Genomic DNA, 15,010 nt, shown 5'->3' with positions numbered 1-15,010 from the left:
GCACTCCTCAGGCCCGGACGGGCCGGGTGAGCAGCGCCGTCGCCGCGGCGACGGCGGCGAGGACGAGCAGTACCGTCCGCCCACCGGACTCGGCGCCCGCCAGGTGGACACCGAGGACGGACAGCGCCATGCCGAGCGCCGTGCCGAGGCTGCGGGCCATGTTCACCATGCCGCCGCCGACCGCCGAGCACTGCGCCGGGATCGCCCGCATCACCAGCGCGTTGTTGGCGGGCAGCAGCAGACCCAACCCGTAACCGGCGATCAGCAGCGGGGCCGCCGACGCGTCCGAGGCCGGCAGCAGGGCGAACAGCAGCAGCCCGCCGGCCGCGAGCAGCGCACCCCAGCGGCACCTGGTCACGTCCGACCAGCCCCGGGGCAGCAGCCCGCCGCCGACCGTCGCGGCGAAGGCGAACCCGGCGGGCAGCAGGGTGATCACCAGGCCCGCGTGGGCCGTCGACACCCCGGCGCCGGTGAGCAGCACCGGGCCCAGTACCAGCGGGCAGAACAGCAGCAGATAGCCGATCAGCCCCACCACCAGGCCGGAGCGCACGCCCGGGGTGTTGACCAGCCCGGGCGCCAGGATCGGCCGGGCGGCCCGCCGTTCCTGGCGCACCAGTGCCAGGGTCAGGGCGGCGGAGGCGAGCAGCAGGGCCGCCACCGCCCAGCCGGGCAGGGGCAGGCCGGAGGCGGTGGACAGGGCGAGCAGCAGCGAGGTGGTCGCCCCGGTGAGCAGCAGCAGGCCGGGCAGGTCGAAGCGGGCGGCGTCGCCGGTCGCGGTCCGGCCGGTCGCGGTCCGGCGGGCTTCCTTGCGGTGGGCATCGTTGCGGTGGGCATCGTTTCGACGGCCCCCGGCGCGGTGGGCTTCCCCGCCGGGGGAGTTCGCAGTGCGGGGGCCCGGTACGGCGGCGGGGGCGCCCGCCGCCCGGGTGCGGGGCAGCAGGAACCAGCCGGCCAGGATGCCGAACGCCGCGATCGGCACATTGACCCAGAACACCCAGCGCCACGAGGCGTGTTCGACCAGCAGCCCGCCGAGGCTGGGCCCGAGCGCCAGGCCGAGGCCCTGGGCGGAGGCCTGGATGCCGAGCGCGCGCCGCATCGCGTGCTCGGGGACGCCCCGCGCGACCAGGGCGACGCTGTTGGCCTGCATCATCGCGGCACCCACCGCCTGGACGGCGCGGCACCCGACCAGGGCCCAGAGGCCGCCGGCGAATCCGGCACCGAGCGAGGAGAGGCCGAAGACCGCGAAGCCGCCGATGTACATCGTCTTGCGGCCGACCAGGTCCGACAGCCAGCCGATCGGGGCCAGCAGGGCGACCAGGACCAGCAGGTAGGCGAGGGCGACCCACTCGACGGCGGCGAAGCCCGCGTCGAAGTCGCGGCCGATGGCGGGGAAGACCAGGGCGATGACACTGGCGTCCAGCTGGCCGAGGAAGGCGCCGAGACAGACCGTGCCGACGGCGAGCCAGTGGGCGTGACGCCAGCCGGCTATGCCGCGCGGCCGGGGCCGCTCGGTGAGCAGCCGCGAGGCAAGGGCGGTGGCGTTCATGGGTACGAATATATCGGATACAGATATGTTCTCTCTACGAGCAGCTCGTTCTACGACAGGATGTGTCCCACGCTACGGACGGTGCCGGACGAACGCCTGCGGCGAGGCCTGCGACAGAGCCGCAACACGGCGCGGCCCCGGGGCCCCGACCGGCCGCCGAACCGCCCCGTACCAGGCGATACGCTGTCCGCCATGCCGTCGTCACCACACGTTCCCGACCCCGCCACCGCAAGCCCCGACCCGGCGGTCGAGCACGCCCGGCAGCTGACCGACACCGTCACCCGGCTGCGCCGCGCGCTGCGCAGCAGCATCCGCACCGACTACCCGTGGGAGTCCCTGCCGATGGCGCAGGTCGAACTCCTCCAGACACTGGCAGCCGCGCCGCTGCGGGTCGGCGAGCTGGCCGCACGGCAGCGGCTCGCGCCCAACACCGTCAGCGGACTGGTCGGGAAGCTGCTCGACGCCGGTTTCGTGGACCGCCAGGCCGACCCCGGCGACCGCCGCACCGCCCGGATCGCCCTCACCCCGGCGGGCCGGCGACAGCTGGACGACTGGCAGCACGCCCACGAGCGCCGCATCGCCACCGCACTCGGCACCCTCGACCCGGCCGACCGCGCGGCGGTCGTCAACGCCCTGCCGGGCCTGGAACAGCTCGCCCGCGCCCTCGCACAGCCGGGCACCGGGCCCGAGCCGGCACCCGCCCAGGAGCCCGCGGCCGGGTGAAAACCACTGGCCGCCGCATTCGCCCGCCGCTACCGTCCCCGGCATGACCAGCACAGCGGTACGGATCGAGCCCTGGACGGACGACGACCTCGCGCTGCTGCGCCGGGTCAACACGCCGGAGATGAAGAAGCACGTCGGCGGGCCGGAGAGCGCCGAGCAGCTGCTCGTACGGCACCGGCGCTACCTGGACTTCGTCCCGTCCGGGCTCGGCTGCATGTACCGGATCGTGCTGCTGCCCGAGGGCGAGGCCGTCGGGACGGTCGGCTACGGCACCCGGACGTGGGAGGGCCGGACCGTCCACGAGATGGGATGGAACGTGCTGCCCGGCTTCCAGGGGCGGGGCATCGCGGTCGCCGCGACCCGCGCGGCGGTCGAGGCCGCCCGCCGCGAGGCCGCCCACCCCCACCTGCATGCCTTCCCCTCGGTGGACAACCCCGCCTCCAACGCGGTCTGCGCGAAGGCCGGCTTCACACTGCTCGGCGAGACGGACTTCGAGTTCCCGCCCGGACGGCTCATGCACAGCAACAACTGGCGGGTGGAACTGCGGAGTTGAGCGGTAGGCGGTGGGGGCTCGGCGGGGCTGCCGTGCTCGAAGGTCCGGTGCTCGAAGGTCCGGTGCTCGGACGTTCGCGGCACCCGGCGGTCAGAACAGGGTGCCGCTCTCCAGGTCCAGCAGCCAGCGCTTGCGGTCCACGCCGGCGGCGAAGCCGGTGAGCGCGCCGCCGGCGCCGAGCACCCGGTGGCAGGGGCGGACGATCAGCAGCGGGTTGGCGCCCACCGCGCCGCCGACCGCCCGGACCATGCGCGGCTCCTGCCCCGCCAGCTCGGCGAGTTCGCCGTACGTGACGGTCTTGCCGTACGGGATCTCGTCCAGTGCCGCCCAGATCCTGCGGCGGAACTCGGTGCCCTCGGGCGCGAGCGGGAGGTCGAAGCCGGTGCGCTTGCCGGCGAAGTAGTCGGTCAGCTGGGCCACCGGCTCGGCGAGCGCCTCCGGGTCGAGGACCCAGTCGCCGGCGGGCTCGGCCAGCGCGTACTTCTGGCCGGGCACGGTGACCGTGGCCAGCGCGGCCGGGCCGCCCTCCTCGGGCAGCACGCCGCTGAGCAGCAGCCGGCCGAAGGGGCTCTCCATGGTGGTGTAGACGGTGGTGCTCATGCTCGTCCGTTCTCCGTTCCGGTGCTGGTGCCACTGGTGCTGCTGGTGCTGCTGGTGCTGATGCCGGTGTTCGCGGGACTGGTACTCGCGGGGCCGGTGCTCACGGGGCCGGCCCACAGCCGATGGACGGCGTAGGAGCGCCACGGGGCCCAGGCCTCGGCGGCGCGGTCGGCGGACTTCGGGTCCCCCGCGGCGCCGAGACGCAGCAGGCCGTGCTTGACGCCCACGTCGCTCGGGAGGAAGACATCGGGGTCGGCCATCGCCCGCATCCGCAGGTAGCCGACCGTCCAGGGGCCGATGCCGGGCAGGTCCAGCAGGCCGGCCGCGGCCTCCTCCCGGTCGACCCCGCTGTCGAGCCGGACCACGCCTTCGGCCAGCGCGGCGCACAGGCCGGTGAGCGCGCGGCGGCGGGCGACGGGCATCGCGAAGTCCTCCGGATCGGCGGTGGCCAGGGCGGCCGCGGTCGGGAAGAGCAGCCGCAGGCCGCCGCTGGGCTCGGGCAGCGCGGTGCCGTACTTCTCGGCGAGCCGTCCCGCCAGGGTGCGGGCGGCGACGACGCTGATCTGCTGGCCGAGGACGGCGCGGACGGCGAGCTCGTGCGGGTCCACGTGGCCGGGCGAGCGCAGGCCGGGGCGCTCGCGGACCAGCGGGCCGAGCAGCGGGTCGGCGCCGAGCTGCTCGTCGACCGCGAGCGGGTCGGCGTCCAGGTCGAAGAGGTTGCGCAGGCGCTGGACGGCGGTCGGCAGGTCGCGCAGGTCGGCGAGCAGCAGGCGGCAGTCGAGCCAGCCGCGGGTGGGCGGCTCGCCCGGCGCCAGGCCGTCGACCTCGGCGATGCCGTGGCCGTACGGGAGCGCGAGGGTACGACGGTACACGCGCACACCGGGCCGCGCGCCGGGGACGACCTCCTCCACGCCGGGGACGGCTCGCAGGGCGAGGAAGTCGATCAGGTGCTCGCTGTCGAGCGCGCCGCGGTAGGCGAGGCGCAGGGTGAGGCCACCGGCCGGGGTCGCGCTGCGGCGGCCGGCGGCGACCTCGGCGCGCAGACCACTGGGAGTGCGGTCGTAGACCTCGCGCACGGTGTCGTTGAACTGGCGGACGGAGGCGAAGCCGGCCGCGAACGCGATGTCGGTGACGGGCAGTTCGGTGGTCTGGAGGAGCAGGCGGGCGGTCTGCGCGCGGCGGGCGCGGGCCAGCGCGATCGGGCCGGCGCCGAGCTCGGCGATCAGCTGGCGCTGCAGCTGGCGGGCGCTGTAGCCGAGGCGGCCGGCCAGGCCGGCGACGCCCTCGCGGTCCACCACGCCGTCACCGATCAGGCGCATCGCGCGGCCGACCAGGTCGGCGCGGTGGTTCCACTCGGGCGAGCCCGGCACGGAGTCGGGGCGGCAGCGGCGGCAGGCGCGGAAGCCGGCCCCCTGGGCCGCTGCGGCGCTGGGGTAGAAGACGCAGTTGACGCGCTTGGGGGTCACGGCGGGGCAGCTCGGACGGCAGTAGATGCCGGTGGAGGTGACCGCCGTGAAGAAGACCCCGTCGAAGCGGGAGTCTCGGCTGTCCACGGCTCGGTACCGGATGTCGTCGTCGATCACGTTGTCCAGTTTGCGGCACTGGGCGGGGGGTGACTGGCGGGAATCGGACATCGCCGTTGATCGCTGCTTCGGGGGCCTCCCCTCCCCCCTCCCCACCCACCCGCCACCCGCCACACCGTGAGCCCACGACCCGCAGGCCCACCGCACCGGCCCGCGGCCCCGAAATTCGCGGGCCCGCCGAGCGCCCCGCCGTTACTCTCGCGGCATGAGCGAGCAGCAGCCCTACACCGGCCCGGACGACCCGCGCGTCGTCGCCCTGCCTCCGGCAGAGTTCGCGTTCCCCGGCCCTCTGCGGGACCAGCTGGTCGCCGCGATCCTCGACGGTGCCAAGACCAGCACCACCGGCCTGATCGCCGACTACGAGCACGAGGGCGAGCCCCTGCCGCTGGCCGCTGAGCGCTCCGCGGTTCTCGACTCGGACGGCCGCAGGGTCGCCGTGATCGAGACCACGGACGTCCGGGTGGTCCCGCTCGCGGAGGTCGACCTCCAGCACGCCCTGGACGAGGGCGAGGGGTGCACCAGCGTGGCCGAGTGGCGTGCGGTGCACGAGCGGTTCTGGCGCAGTCCGGAGATGCTCGACGCCCTCGATGACCCGGGTTTCACCGTGGACGACACCACTCCGGTGGTCCTGCAGCGCTTCCGCGTGGTGGCGGACCTCCGCTGAGCCGGGCGGGCCCGGCGGGGGCCGGCCGGCGGCCGTTGTGCGGCGGCCGGCCGGTGCCCGGGCTCAGCGCTTCACCGGACCTCCCACGGCTCGCATCGACTTGGTGATCGTCTTCCACTTCTTCAGCCGCGCCTTGGCCACCCGGGCGTCCGTGCGCGAGGCGATCCAGTCGTTCTCGCGCTGGAGCTTGAGGTAGCTGTCCATTCGGCGCTGCGGCAGGGTGCCGTCGGCCAGCGCCGCCTGCACCGCGCAGCCGGGCTCGGTGTGGTGGCCGCAGTCCTGGAAGCGGCATTCCTCGGCCAGCTCGGCTATGTCGGCGAAGGCCAGGTCCACGCCTTCGCCTCCGTAGAGGCCGACCTCGCGCAGCCCGGGGGTGTCGATGAGCACGCCCCCGCCGGACAGCGGGATCAGTTCTCGGGTGGTCGTGGTGTGGCGGCCCTTCTGGTCGACCTCGCGGGCCTCCTGGACGGTCATCACCGCGGAGCCGGCCAGCGCGTTGGTGAGCGTGGACTTGCCGACGCCGGACTGGCCGATCACCGCGGTGGTGCCGGGGGTGCAGGCGCGGAGCACGTCCATGCCCTCGCCGGTCTCGGCGCTCACCACGAGCACCGTGACTCCGGGGGCGACCGCCTCGACGTCGGACCGGATGAAGTCGGCGTCGTCGACGAGGTCGGCCTTGGTGAGGACGACCAGCGGATCGGCGCCGGACTCCCAGGCCAGGGCGAGGAAGCGCTCGATCCGTCCGAGGTCGGGGTCGGTCGCGAGCGAGGAGGCGATCAGCACGGTGTCGACATTGGCGGCCAGCACCTGGCCGTCGGAGCGCTTGCCAGCCACCTTGCGGATGATCGCGGTGGAGCGCGGCAGCAGCGCGGCGACGGAGGCCATCGGCTGGGCGTACAGGTCGACCGCCGCCCAGTCGCCCGTGCACGGGCAGTTGATCATGTCGGCGTCGCCCACCGGCCGGGTGTCGAACCGGACGGTGCGCGGCTCGCCCGTCTCCGGGTCGGCGATGACGGCGTCGCACTGGCCGCGGTCGACCCGGACGATCCGGGCCGGGAGCAGCCCGGCCTCGCCGAACGGGGTGAACAGTTCCGCGAGCTCGGCCGTCCAGCCGTAGCCGGTCAGGGCGGAGGCGTCGGCGGAAGTCGAAGAGAAGGAAGAGGAAGAAGAGAACGACGAAACGGAGGCAGCGTTGAACAACGCAGTGGCCCTTCGGGAGGAGATGATCCCGGCGGGCTACGGCTGGCGCGAAGGGCTCAGCCGGCGGCCGGGGAAAGGAGGTGAACGCGAGTGCTGCCCTGGGCAGCTATCGGGGCGACAACGACCACGGGGTTCACCTCCTGCTCTCTACTCCTCGGGCGGCCCAATGGCCCCCGAACCGGATGTGTCACACGCTAGCGGGGCGGGGGATTGTGGCCAACCTATTTTTGACCTGCGGAAACGCGAGGCAGCGGCCGTCAGAGCGGCCTCTGAGGACCAAAATTGGCCCGCCGTGCAGGGGCCGGACGGCGCCCCGCACCGCCGTCCGCCGCCATGCGCATCCGCCTCAGCTCGACCAGCCCCGCCGGGACCCGCGCTACGCCCCGTACCGGTGCTTGAGGTTCGGGTCGTCCAGCCACCACGGCCGCATCCCGGTCTCCTCCTCCTCCGGCCCTCCCGCCGCCCGCGCCCGCGCGGCGGCCGCCGCGAAGCGGGCGTCCAGCTCGGCGTCCACCGCCTCGGTCTCCTCCCGCCCCTGCACCACCATCCGCCGCACCAGCGCGGCCAGGAACGGCAGCCCGACCAGGTCCCCCAGCACCCAGAACGCGTTGCCGCCCCAGGTCTGGTCCTGCGCCGGGCTCGGGCCCCACGGCCGCCCGAGCGCCAGGTAGTAGTGCTCGGCGACCAGGTGCCCGCCGTAGATCAGCACGATCCCGAGCCCCGCGTCGAAGATCACCTCGGCGAAGGTGATGAACAGCCCGACCAGGTGGGGGTACTCGTGCCCGACCGGGTCGAGCTGCAGACGCGGCCAGAAGTAGGCGAGGCCCAGCAGCACCAGTGCCAGGTGCAGCACCACGTTCCCGATCCCGCTGGACACCGACCACTCGTACCAGGGCGTGAAGTAGAGCAGCCACGGCGGCGCCATCAGCAGCGCGGTGGAGACCGCCGGGAACATCAGCACCTTGGACGGGCGGCTGCGCAGCGCCCGCAGGACGCGTTCCCGCCGCGCCGCCGGCGCCGCCTCGACCAGCAGGGAGACCGGTGCGCCGAGCGCGAGCAGCAGCGGAACGACCATCAGCAGCAGCACGACCTGCACGGCCCGGTCGGTGAAGAGGATCCGGTCGTACACACCGAGGCCGGAGCAGGTGCACCAGACCCACAGCAGCAGCCCGCCGAGGAACGCGGCGGTACGGGTGGGCTGCCAGCGCCCGCCGCCGTGCCCGGCCGCGCGCCGCCCGCCGCCGGACCCCGCGGCCGCCCGGTCCCCCACCGCACGTTCACCCGCCGCGCGTTCACCCACCGCCCGGTTGACCCTGCGCACCGCCGCCAGGTACCAGACACCGAGCAGCACCGACAGCACGAGCACCAGCGGCTCGGCCGTCCAGGAGGTCGCCAGGTCGGACCACCGCCACGGCGGCGGACCGCTGTAGGCGAGCACCGAGGCGGGACCACCGGTCGGCCCGCCCACCGGCCCGACCATCGGGCCGCCCACCGACCCGACCGCCGCGCCGCCCACCACTGCGTTCATCCGCCCGCTCACCTCGCTCGTCCCGGCGGTCCCCGGCCGGTCGGGCACCCCGCGCCGGGGCTCCCCCGGCGCCCGGCCATGATGTCCCCGCGCGACGGCCCCGCCGCACCCGGGGCCCGCCTCTATACCCGGGCCTGAACAAAGCTTTACCGAGCCCCAACAAAGCTTTGCCCGGGCAAAGTTCTGCCCTGCACCCGCTCCTTCCGGCAACCGCGGCGAAGACACAAACGTCTGGCAGGATGCGCCGTCGGCGAGACCCGCCACGTGCTCGACAAGGGGATGACAAGAGGTGCGAACCACTGCACGCGGCGACGGCCGCCGACTCGCGGCGCGCCATCGCAACATCGAGCTGGGCCTGCTGGCCCTCGCGGTGGCCGTCTGTCTGGCGGGACACGTCGACGCGAACCTGGCGCTCACCGGCCGGATGCCGCCCGGGCTGCTGGTGCACGGCCTGTCGCTGGGCGCGCTGGCCGGGGCGGCCCACCTGGCGGTGCGCCGGTTCGCCCCGTTCGCCGATCCGCTGATCCTGCCGCTGGGCGTCTTCCTGACCGGCTTCGGGCTGGTGCTGCTGGACCGGCTGGACTTCAGCTACAAGGCCGCGCACGCCGCCAAGGGCGACTACCAGAAGCTCCCGGCCGCGCCCTCCCAGCTGATGTGGGTGTTCATCTCGGTGGCGGTGGCGCTCGCGCTGATCGTCCTCGTCAAGCACCACCGCTTCTTCCAGCGCTACGTCTACCTGCTGATGGCGGGTGCGCTGATCCTGCTGGCGGCACCGGTGTTCTCCCCCGGCGACAGCTTCGGCGCCAAGCGCTGGATCCGGCTGTTCGGGCTCTCCTTCGAGCCGGACGAGTTCGTGAAGGTCGCGATCACGATCTTCTTCGCGGGGTACCTGATGGCCGCCCGGGACGCGCTGGCGCTGGCCGGGCGGAAGGTCTGGGGGCTCACCCTGCCGCGCGGACGGCACGCCGGCCCGGTGCTGGCGATCTGGGTGGTCAGCCTGCTGGTGCTGATCTTCGAACGCGACCTGGGCACCTCGCTGATCTTCTTCGGCATCTTCATCGTGATGCTGTACGTGGCGACCGAGCGCACCAGCTGGGTGGTGCTCGGCCTGCTGATGGCCGTCGGCGGCGCGGCGGTGGTCGGGACCGTGGAACCGCACGTGCACGGCCGCGTCGAGGCCTGGCTGCACCCGCTCGACTACTACAAGCCGGTGCACGACAAGGCGATCTCCGAGCAGCCCGCCGAGGCGCTGTTCAGCCTGGGCACCGGGGGCATGACCGGGACCGGCCTGGGCTCGGGACGGCCCTGGCTGATCGGCTTCGCCGGGCGCAGCGACTTCATCTTCACCACCATCGGCGAGGAGCTGGGCCTGGCCGGGGCGACCGCGATCCTGCTGGTCTACGTGCTGCTGATCCAGCGCGGTCTGCGCACCGCGATCGGCCTGACCGACCCGTTCGGCAAGCTGCTGGCCACCGGTCTGTCGGCGGCGCTGGCGCTCCAGGTGTTCGTGGTGGTCGGCGGGGTGAGCGGGCTGGTCCCGCTGACCGGCAAGGCCCTGCCGTTCCTGGCCGCCGGCGGTTCGTCGCTGCTGGCGAACTGGCTGATGGTGGCGCTGCTGATCAAGCTGAGCGACTCCTCCGGACGCACCGCCCTGGACCCGCCCCGGCCCTCCCCCGAGCCGCTCCCGGCCCCGGCCCCCACAAGCCCGAACCGGACGCACCCGGACCCGACGCACCCGAACCCGACGGCTCCGACTCACCCGAACCCGTCGGCCCCGTCCCCCGCCGCCCCCGGCACGGCCGACCCCTCCGCCGTGACCGAGGTGCGCCCCGCCCACGGCCACCCACCGCACCGGGCCGCCACCTGACCCGTCGTCCGCCGGCCCCGCCCGCCTCACGCCCGCCCCGCCCCGCCCCGCCAGAGCGACAGGGCCTCCCCCGCACCCGCGGGAGAGGCCCTGTCCGTTCCTGCCGTTTCGTTCCGCCTACCGCTGGTCCCACGGCGGCCGGGGCGGTCGCGGCGGGTACCCCGGCGGCTGCTGCCCGGGCGGCCCCTGCGGCGGCCCCGAACCGGGCCCGGACACAGGCCCGGACACAGGCCCCGAACCGGGCCCGGACACAGGCCCCGGCGGAGTTCCCGGCCCGCTCCCCTGCGTCGGCCCGGCCGGCCGGTCGCTGTCCGGCGGCGGCGGTCCGGGCCGGTGGTGCGGCCCGCCGCGGGCGGTGAGCCGGCCGCGCACGTTGTCGGCGGCCAGCACGTCGGCCCACCGCTCCGGGTACTCGGAGGGCACCTCGACGTCCTCGCCCTCGTCCTCGCCCCACTCCTCCTCGACGCCCTCGGCGAGCCCGAGCTCGCGGGCGCGCCGGGCCCGTTCGACGGCCCGCCGGGCGGCGACCTCGCGGACCACGGCGGCGGCCGCCTCCTCGTGGGCGCGCTCGTTCTCGGCACGCGCGTCGGCGGTCTCCAGGGTGGGCCAGCGGCGGTCTATCGCGGCGTTCATCGCGGCGCCGATGAGCACCGCGAGCGCCACCACGAAGATCCACAGCAGCACGGCCACCGGCGCCGCCAGCGAGCCGTACACCGAGGGGCCCTCGACCGAGCTGACCAGGTAGACCCGCAGGCCGACGCTGCAGAAGACCAGCACCACCAGGGCGACCAGGGCGCCGGGGATGTCCTCGCGCCACGGGGTCGAGACCGGGACGGCCAGGTGGTAGAGGGTGGTCAGCGAGACGGTCAGCAGCACGATCGCGACCGGCCAGTAGAGGGCGCCGACCAGCCCGGACACCCCCGGCACCGCGTTCTCCAGCAGCCCCGGACCGACCATCAGCAGCGGCAGCACCAGCGAGCCGATCACCAGGGCGCCGAAGTAGAGGCTGAGCGACATCAGCCGGGTCTTGACGATGCCCCGCTTGCCGTCGAGCCCGTACATGACGGTGATGGTGTCGATGAAGATGTACAGGGCCCTGGAGCCGGACCACAGGGACAGCAGGAAGCCGATCGAGACGAGGTCGGGCCGGGTGCGGTCGAACACCCCGTCCAGCAGCGGGACCACGACCTCGTTGACGGAGGAGTCCGACAGCACCGTCCCGGAGGCCGAGAGGATGCTCTTCTTGAGCCCGGCGATGGTGCCCGCGCCGACGAACTCGTCGAGGTAGCCGAGGGTGCCGGCCAGCCCGAGCAGCAGCGGCGGGATCGACAGCAGGGTGAAGAAGGCCGCCTCCGCGGCGAGCCCGGTGACCCGGTACTCGACGCAGGTGTTGGTGGTGTCCCTGACCAGTTCCCACGCCGTGCGGCGCCAGGTGGCCTGTTTCGCCGCCCGCCGCGCGCCCTTGCCCCTTCGCCGGGAGGGCCGCTCGGCGTTCGGTCTGCTCGTATCGCCTGCTGCTTGCACAGGGCCCACCGTATCGGGCCGGGGCCGCGCGGTTGATCTCCCTGGGGGTACGGGCGCGTGGCCGGGCGCCCCGGCGGGGAGCGGCGGGAACGCCCGGATGTCTCGCCTGACGAAACCTCAGCGTCCAGTATTCGGATGTTAGTGGACCGCGAGTCCCGCGCCGTGCGAATCTCTTGCCATGTCTAGCGCCGGAACCACCCTGGTAGGTCGACTCCACGTCGACCTCCTTCGCGTGTCCAGCGCCATCTGTCCGGTGACCTGAGCCCGACTCCGCCGCACCACCGCACCCGGCGCCGACCTCCCCCGCCATCCCCGTCGCAGCGGATGCGCAGGCGCCCGCCCGGTCCCGGTCACTGCCCTCACGGCCTTGAGAAATCCGCAGGTCAGAGCGGCACCGCACGGCCGAGCACGCCCCGCGACCTATTCGGCGCCAGCGCCACCTGCCCCGAAGGACTTCACCATGGCCACCTCCTCCGAGACCGTCGAGCCCGCGGCCGACCGCGCCGCCGAGCGCCGCCCCGCAGCGGCCCGCAAGGCGACCCGCCACCGCGGCGAGGGCCAGTGGGGCATGGGCCACTACACCCCTCTGAACGCCAACGAACAGTTCAAGAAGGACGACGACGGTCTCAATGTGCGGACACGTATTGAGACGATCTACGCGCACCGGGGCTTCGACTCGATCGACCCGGCCGACCTGCGCGGCCGGATGCGCTGGTGGGGGCTCTACACCCAGCGCAAGGAGGGCATCGACGGCGGCAAGACCGCGATCCTGGACCCGCACGAGCTGGACGCCGAGTTCTTCATGCTCCGCGTGCGCATCGACGGCGGCCGGCTGACCGTCCCCCAGCTGCGGGCGATCGCCGAGGTCTCCGAGCAGTACGCCCGCGGCACCGCCGACCTGACCGACCGCCAGAACATCCAGTACCACTGGATCCGGATCGAGGACGTCCCGGCGATCTGGCAGAAGCTGGAGGCCGTCGGCCTGTCCACCACCGAGGCCTGCGGCGACACCCCGCGCGTCATCCTCGGTTCCCCGGTGGCCGGCATCGCCGAGGACGAGATCATCGACGGCACGCCCGCCATCGAGGAGATCCAGCGCCGCTTCATCGGCAACCCGGACTTCTCCAACCTCCCGCGCAAGTTCAAGAGCGCGGTCTCCGGCTCCCCGCTGCTCGACGTCGCGCACGAGATCAACGACGTCTCCTTCGTCGGCGTGGTCCACCCCGAGCACGGCCCCGGCTTCGACCTCTGGGTCGGCGGCGGCCTGTCCACCAACCCCAAGCTGGGCGTGCGGCTGGGCGCGTGGGTCCCGCTGGAGGAGGTCGCCGACGTCTACGGCGGCGTCATCGGCATCTTCCGCGACTACGGCTACCGGCGCCTGCGCAACCGCGCCCGGCTGAAGTTCCTGGTCGCCGACTGGGGCGTGGAGAAGTTCCGCCGGGTGCTGGAGGACGAGTACCTCGAGCGCCCGCTGCTCGACGGCCCCGCCCCGACCGAGCCCGCAGCCCGCTGGCGCGACCACGTCGGCGTCCACCGGCAGCAGGACGGGAAGTTCTACATCGGCTTCGCGCCGCGCGTCGGCCGGGTCGACGGCAAGCTGCTCGGCCGGATCGCCGACCTCGCCGCCGCCCACGGCAGCGACCGGGTGCGCACCACCGCCGAGCAGAAGATGATCGTCCTCGACATCGCCGAGGAGCACGTCGACTCCGTGGTGGCCGGCCTGGAGGCGCTCGACCTGCGGGTCACCCCCTCGCCGTTCCGCCGCGGCACCATGGCCTGCACCGGAATCGAGTACTGCAAGCTCGCCATCGTCGAGACCAAGGAGCGCGGCCGCACGCTCATCGACGAGCTGGAGCAGCGCCTGCCGGACTTCGCCGAGCCGCTGACCATCAACATCAACGGCTGCCCGAACGCCTGCGCCCGCATCCAGGTCGCCGACATCGGCCTCAAGGGCCAGCTGGTCACCGACGAGCACGGCGAGCAGGTCGAGGGCTACCAGGTGCACCTCGGCGGCGCGCTCGGCCTGGAGGCCGGCTTCGGCCGCAAGGTCCGCGGCCTCAAGGTCACCAGCGCGGGCCTGCCCGACTACGTCGAGCGCGTGCTGACCCGCTACCAGGCCGACCGCACCGAGGGCGAGCGCTTCGCCCAGTGGGCGGCCCGGGCGACCGAGGACCAGCTGTCGTGAGCGAGCGAGCGGCCCCTTTCTTCTGCCCCTACTGCGGGGACGAGGACCTGCGCCCCTCCGAGGCCGGGCACGGCGCCTGGGAGTGCCACGGATGCCGCCGCGCCTTCCAGCTGAAGTTCCTCGGCCTGCTGTCACCGACCAACCACGGGGGTACGTCACATGAGCAGCACAGCGACTGACTACGCGTCGCTGGCGGAGAGGGCCGGGCGCGAGTTGGAGGAGGCCTCCGCGCAGGAGGTCCTCGCCTGGGCGGCCGAGACCTTCGGCGGGCGGTTCTGCGTGACCTCCTCGATGGAGGACGCGGTGGTGGCCCATCTGGCGTCCTCGGTGTTCCCCGGGGTGGACGTGGTGTTCCTGGACACCGGCTACCACTTCCCGGAGACCATCGGGACGCGGGACGCGGTGGCCGCGACCATGCCGGTCAACGTCATCACACTCACCCCGCTGCGGACGGTGGCCGAGCAGGACGCCGAGCACGGGCCGCGGTTGCACGACCGCGACCCGGACCTGTGCTGCTCGCTGCGCAAGGTCGAGCCGCTCAACCGGGGCCTGGCCGGCTACGACGCCTGGGCGACCGGCCTGCGCCGCGACGAGTCCCCGACCCGGGCGAACACCCCGGTGGTGTCCTGGGACCCGAAACGCCGCAAGGTCAAGATCGCGCCGATCGCCCGCTGGACCCAGCAGGACGTGGACGCCTACGTCGCCGCCCACGGCGTGCTGCTCAACCCGCTGCTGTGGGAGGGCTACACCTCGGTCGGCTGCTCCCCGCTGTCCTGCACCCGCAAGCCCGCCGAGGGCGAGGACGCCCGGGCCGGCCGCTGGTCCGGCTCCGGCAAGACCGAGTGCGGCATCCACCTTTGACCATCCGTCAATTCTCGCGTAAGGAAAGAACCGTGACAGCTGACACTCTGGCCGCCGACGGAGCCGTAGAGGCGGCCCCCTCGGCCGCCCCCTGCGAGCGCGGCGCCACCGTGTGGCTGACCGGGCTGCCGAGCGCGGGCAAGACCACGCTGGCCTTCGCGCTGGCCGAGCGGCTG

General features: G+C 73.7%; 15 protein-coding genes. 9 read left to right on the top strand and 6 right to left on the bottom strand.

The window, feature by feature from the left end:
* Nucleotides 1-7: 7 nt before the first annotated feature.
* Entirely contained in the window at nucleotides 8-1,546 is a 1,539-nt protein-coding gene (locus ACFWJ4_RS26720) for an MFS transporter (protein WP_380547870.1), read from the bottom strand.
* 192 nt (nucleotides 1,547-1,738) lie between these two features.
* On the opposite strand from ACFWJ4_RS26720, the gene ACFWJ4_RS26715 reads away from it, so the two are divergent.
* Both ACFWJ4_RS26715 and ACFWJ4_RS26710 read left to right on the top strand, forming a co-directional pair.
* Nucleotides 1,739-2,269, top strand: coding sequence for a MarR family winged helix-turn-helix transcriptional regulator (locus ACFWJ4_RS26715; protein ID WP_359908043.1), 531 nt, complete (start codon nucleotides 1,739-1,741; stop codon nucleotides 2,267-2,269).
* Between the two features lie 43 nt (nucleotides 2,270-2,312).
* Complete coding sequence (locus tag ACFWJ4_RS26710; RefSeq protein WP_380547867.1) at nucleotides 2,313-2,822, top strand: GNAT family N-acetyltransferase; 510 nt, start codon at nucleotides 2,313-2,315, stop codon at nucleotides 2,820-2,822.
* Between the two features lie 90 nt (nucleotides 2,823-2,912).
* Here ACFWJ4_RS26710 and ACFWJ4_RS26705 read toward each other — a convergent pair whose 3' ends face one another.
* On the bottom strand, nucleotides 2,913-3,422 hold the full coding sequence (locus ACFWJ4_RS26705; RefSeq protein WP_380547864.1) for a methylated-DNA--[protein]-cysteine S-methyltransferase: 510 nt from the start codon (nucleotides 3,420-3,422) through the stop codon (nucleotides 2,913-2,915).
* Entirely contained in the window at nucleotides 3,419-5,056 is a 1,638-nt protein-coding gene (locus ACFWJ4_RS26700; RefSeq protein ID WP_380547861.1) for a DNA-3-methyladenine glycosylase 2 family protein, read from the bottom strand. Before ACFWJ4_RS26700 ends, ACFWJ4_RS26705 begins: the two co-directional genes overlap by 4 nt.
* Nucleotides 5,057-5,210: 154 nt before the next feature.
* Between ACFWJ4_RS26700 and ACFWJ4_RS26695 the strand changes: the two genes are divergently transcribed.
* Complete coding sequence (locus ACFWJ4_RS26695) at nucleotides 5,211-5,669, top strand: ASCH domain-containing protein (protein WP_380547858.1); 459 nt, start codon at nucleotides 5,211-5,213, stop codon at nucleotides 5,667-5,669.
* A 63-nt stretch (nucleotides 5,670-5,732) separates the two neighbouring features.
* On the opposite strand, the gene rsgA is transcribed toward ACFWJ4_RS26695, so the two are convergent.
* Nucleotides 5,733-6,869: a ribosome small subunit-dependent GTPase A gene (gene rsgA / locus ACFWJ4_RS26690; protein WP_380547855.1), complete on the bottom strand. Its 1,137-nt coding sequence runs from the start codon at nucleotides 6,867-6,869 to the stop codon at nucleotides 5,733-5,735.
* Between the two features lie 376 nt (nucleotides 6,870-7,245).
* Nucleotides 7,246-8,397, bottom strand: coding sequence for a cytochrome c oxidase assembly protein (locus ACFWJ4_RS26685; RefSeq protein ID WP_380547853.1), 1,152 nt, complete (start codon nucleotides 8,395-8,397; stop codon nucleotides 7,246-7,248).
* A gap of 289 nt (nucleotides 8,398-8,686) precedes the next feature.
* Between ACFWJ4_RS26685 and ACFWJ4_RS26680 the strand changes: the two genes are divergently transcribed.
* The gene (locus ACFWJ4_RS26680; RefSeq protein ID WP_380547850.1) at nucleotides 8,687-10,264 is read left to right on the top strand and encodes an FtsW/RodA/SpoVE family cell cycle protein; all 1,578 of its coding nucleotides are present in this window, start codon (nucleotides 8,687-8,689) and stop codon (nucleotides 10,262-10,264) included.
* Nucleotides 10,265-10,381: 117 nt separating this feature from the next.
* Here the strand turns inward: ACFWJ4_RS26680 and ACFWJ4_RS26675 are convergent, their stop codons facing one another.
* Nucleotides 10,382-11,788, bottom strand: a complete 1,407-nt coding sequence (locus ACFWJ4_RS26675; protein WP_380547847.1) for a YihY/virulence factor BrkB family protein — start codon at nucleotides 11,786-11,788, stop codon at nucleotides 10,382-10,384.
* A 178-nt stretch (nucleotides 11,789-11,966) separates the two neighbouring features.
* Here ACFWJ4_RS26675 and ACFWJ4_RS26670 point away from each other — a divergent pair, with 178 nt between their 5' ends.
* The 5 genes from ACFWJ4_RS26670 to ACFWJ4_RS26650 form a co-directional block, all read left to right on the top strand.
* The gene (locus ACFWJ4_RS26670; protein WP_318264789.1) at nucleotides 11,967-12,050 is read left to right on the top strand and encodes a putative leader peptide; all 84 of its coding nucleotides are present in this window, start codon (nucleotides 11,967-11,969) and stop codon (nucleotides 12,048-12,050) included.
* 198 nt (nucleotides 12,051-12,248) lie between these two features.
* Nucleotides 12,249-13,973 carry a nitrite/sulfite reductase gene (locus tag ACFWJ4_RS26665; RefSeq protein ID WP_380547844.1) on the top strand — a complete coding sequence of 575 codons (1,725 nt, stop codon included), beginning with the start codon at nucleotides 12,249-12,251 and terminating at the stop codon, nucleotides 13,971-13,973.
* Nucleotides 13,970-14,152 (top strand): hypothetical protein, encoded by a 183-nt coding sequence (locus ACFWJ4_RS26660; RefSeq protein WP_380547841.1) that lies wholly within the window; start codon nucleotides 13,970-13,972, stop codon nucleotides 14,150-14,152. The genes ACFWJ4_RS26665 and ACFWJ4_RS26660 overlap by 4 nt, the downstream gene beginning before the upstream one ends.
* Nucleotides 14,133-14,834, top strand: coding sequence for a phosphoadenylyl-sulfate reductase (locus ACFWJ4_RS26655; RefSeq protein WP_380547838.1), 702 nt, complete (start codon nucleotides 14,133-14,135; stop codon nucleotides 14,832-14,834). Before ACFWJ4_RS26660 ends, ACFWJ4_RS26655 begins: the two co-directional genes overlap by 20 nt.
* A gap of 47 nt (nucleotides 14,835-14,881) precedes the next feature.
* The coding region (locus ACFWJ4_RS26650; protein WP_380547922.1) for an adenylyl-sulfate kinase at nucleotides 14,882-15,010 on the top strand (129 nt) is incomplete at its 3' end.

The sequence above is a fragment of the Kitasatospora sp. NPDC127067 genome (assembly GCF_042724755.1).
In the GTDB taxonomy this organism is placed as follows: Bacteria; Actinomycetota; Actinomycetes; order Streptomycetales; family Streptomycetaceae; genus Kitasatospora; species Kitasatospora lactacystinica.
The sequence above is the reverse complement of the archived record's forward strand: the minus strand, read 5'-3'. Positions and strand labels throughout refer to the sequence as shown.

Coding starts and splice junctions, on each gene's coding strand:
- ACFWJ4_RS26670 (WP_318264789.1), top strand. CDS start 11,967: ATGTCTAGCGCCGGAACCACCCTGGTAGGTCGACTCCACGTCGACCTC.
- ACFWJ4_RS26665 (WP_380547844.1), top strand. CDS start 12,249: ATGGCCACCTCCTCCGAGACCGTCGAGCCCGCGGCCGACCGCGCCGCC.
- ACFWJ4_RS26715 (WP_359908043.1), top strand. CDS start 1,739: ATGCCGTCGTCACCACACGTTCCCGACCCCGCCACCGCAAGCCCCGAC.
- ACFWJ4_RS26695 (WP_380547858.1), top strand. CDS start 5,211: ATGAGCGAGCAGCAGCCCTACACCGGCCCGGACGACCCGCGCGTCGTC.
- ACFWJ4_RS26705 (WP_380547864.1), bottom strand. CDS start 3,422: ATGAGCACCACCGTCTACACCACCATGGAGAGCCCCTTCGGCCGGCTG.
- ACFWJ4_RS26720 (WP_380547870.1), bottom strand. CDS start 1,546: ATGAACGCCACCGCCCTTGCCTCGCGGCTGCTCACCGAGCGGCCCCGG.
- ACFWJ4_RS26700 (WP_380547861.1), bottom strand. CDS start 5,056: ATGTCCGATTCCCGCCAGTCACCCCCCGCCCAGTGCCGCAAACTGGAC.
- ACFWJ4_RS26655 (WP_380547838.1), top strand. CDS start 14,133: ATGAGCAGCACAGCGACTGACTACGCGTCGCTGGCGGAGAGGGCCGGG.
- ACFWJ4_RS26710 (WP_380547867.1), top strand. CDS start 2,313: ATGACCAGCACAGCGGTACGGATCGAGCCCTGGACGGACGACGACCTC.
- ACFWJ4_RS26685 (WP_380547853.1), bottom strand. CDS start 8,397: ATGAACGCAGTGGTGGGCGGCGCGGCGGTCGGGTCGGTGGGCGGCCCG.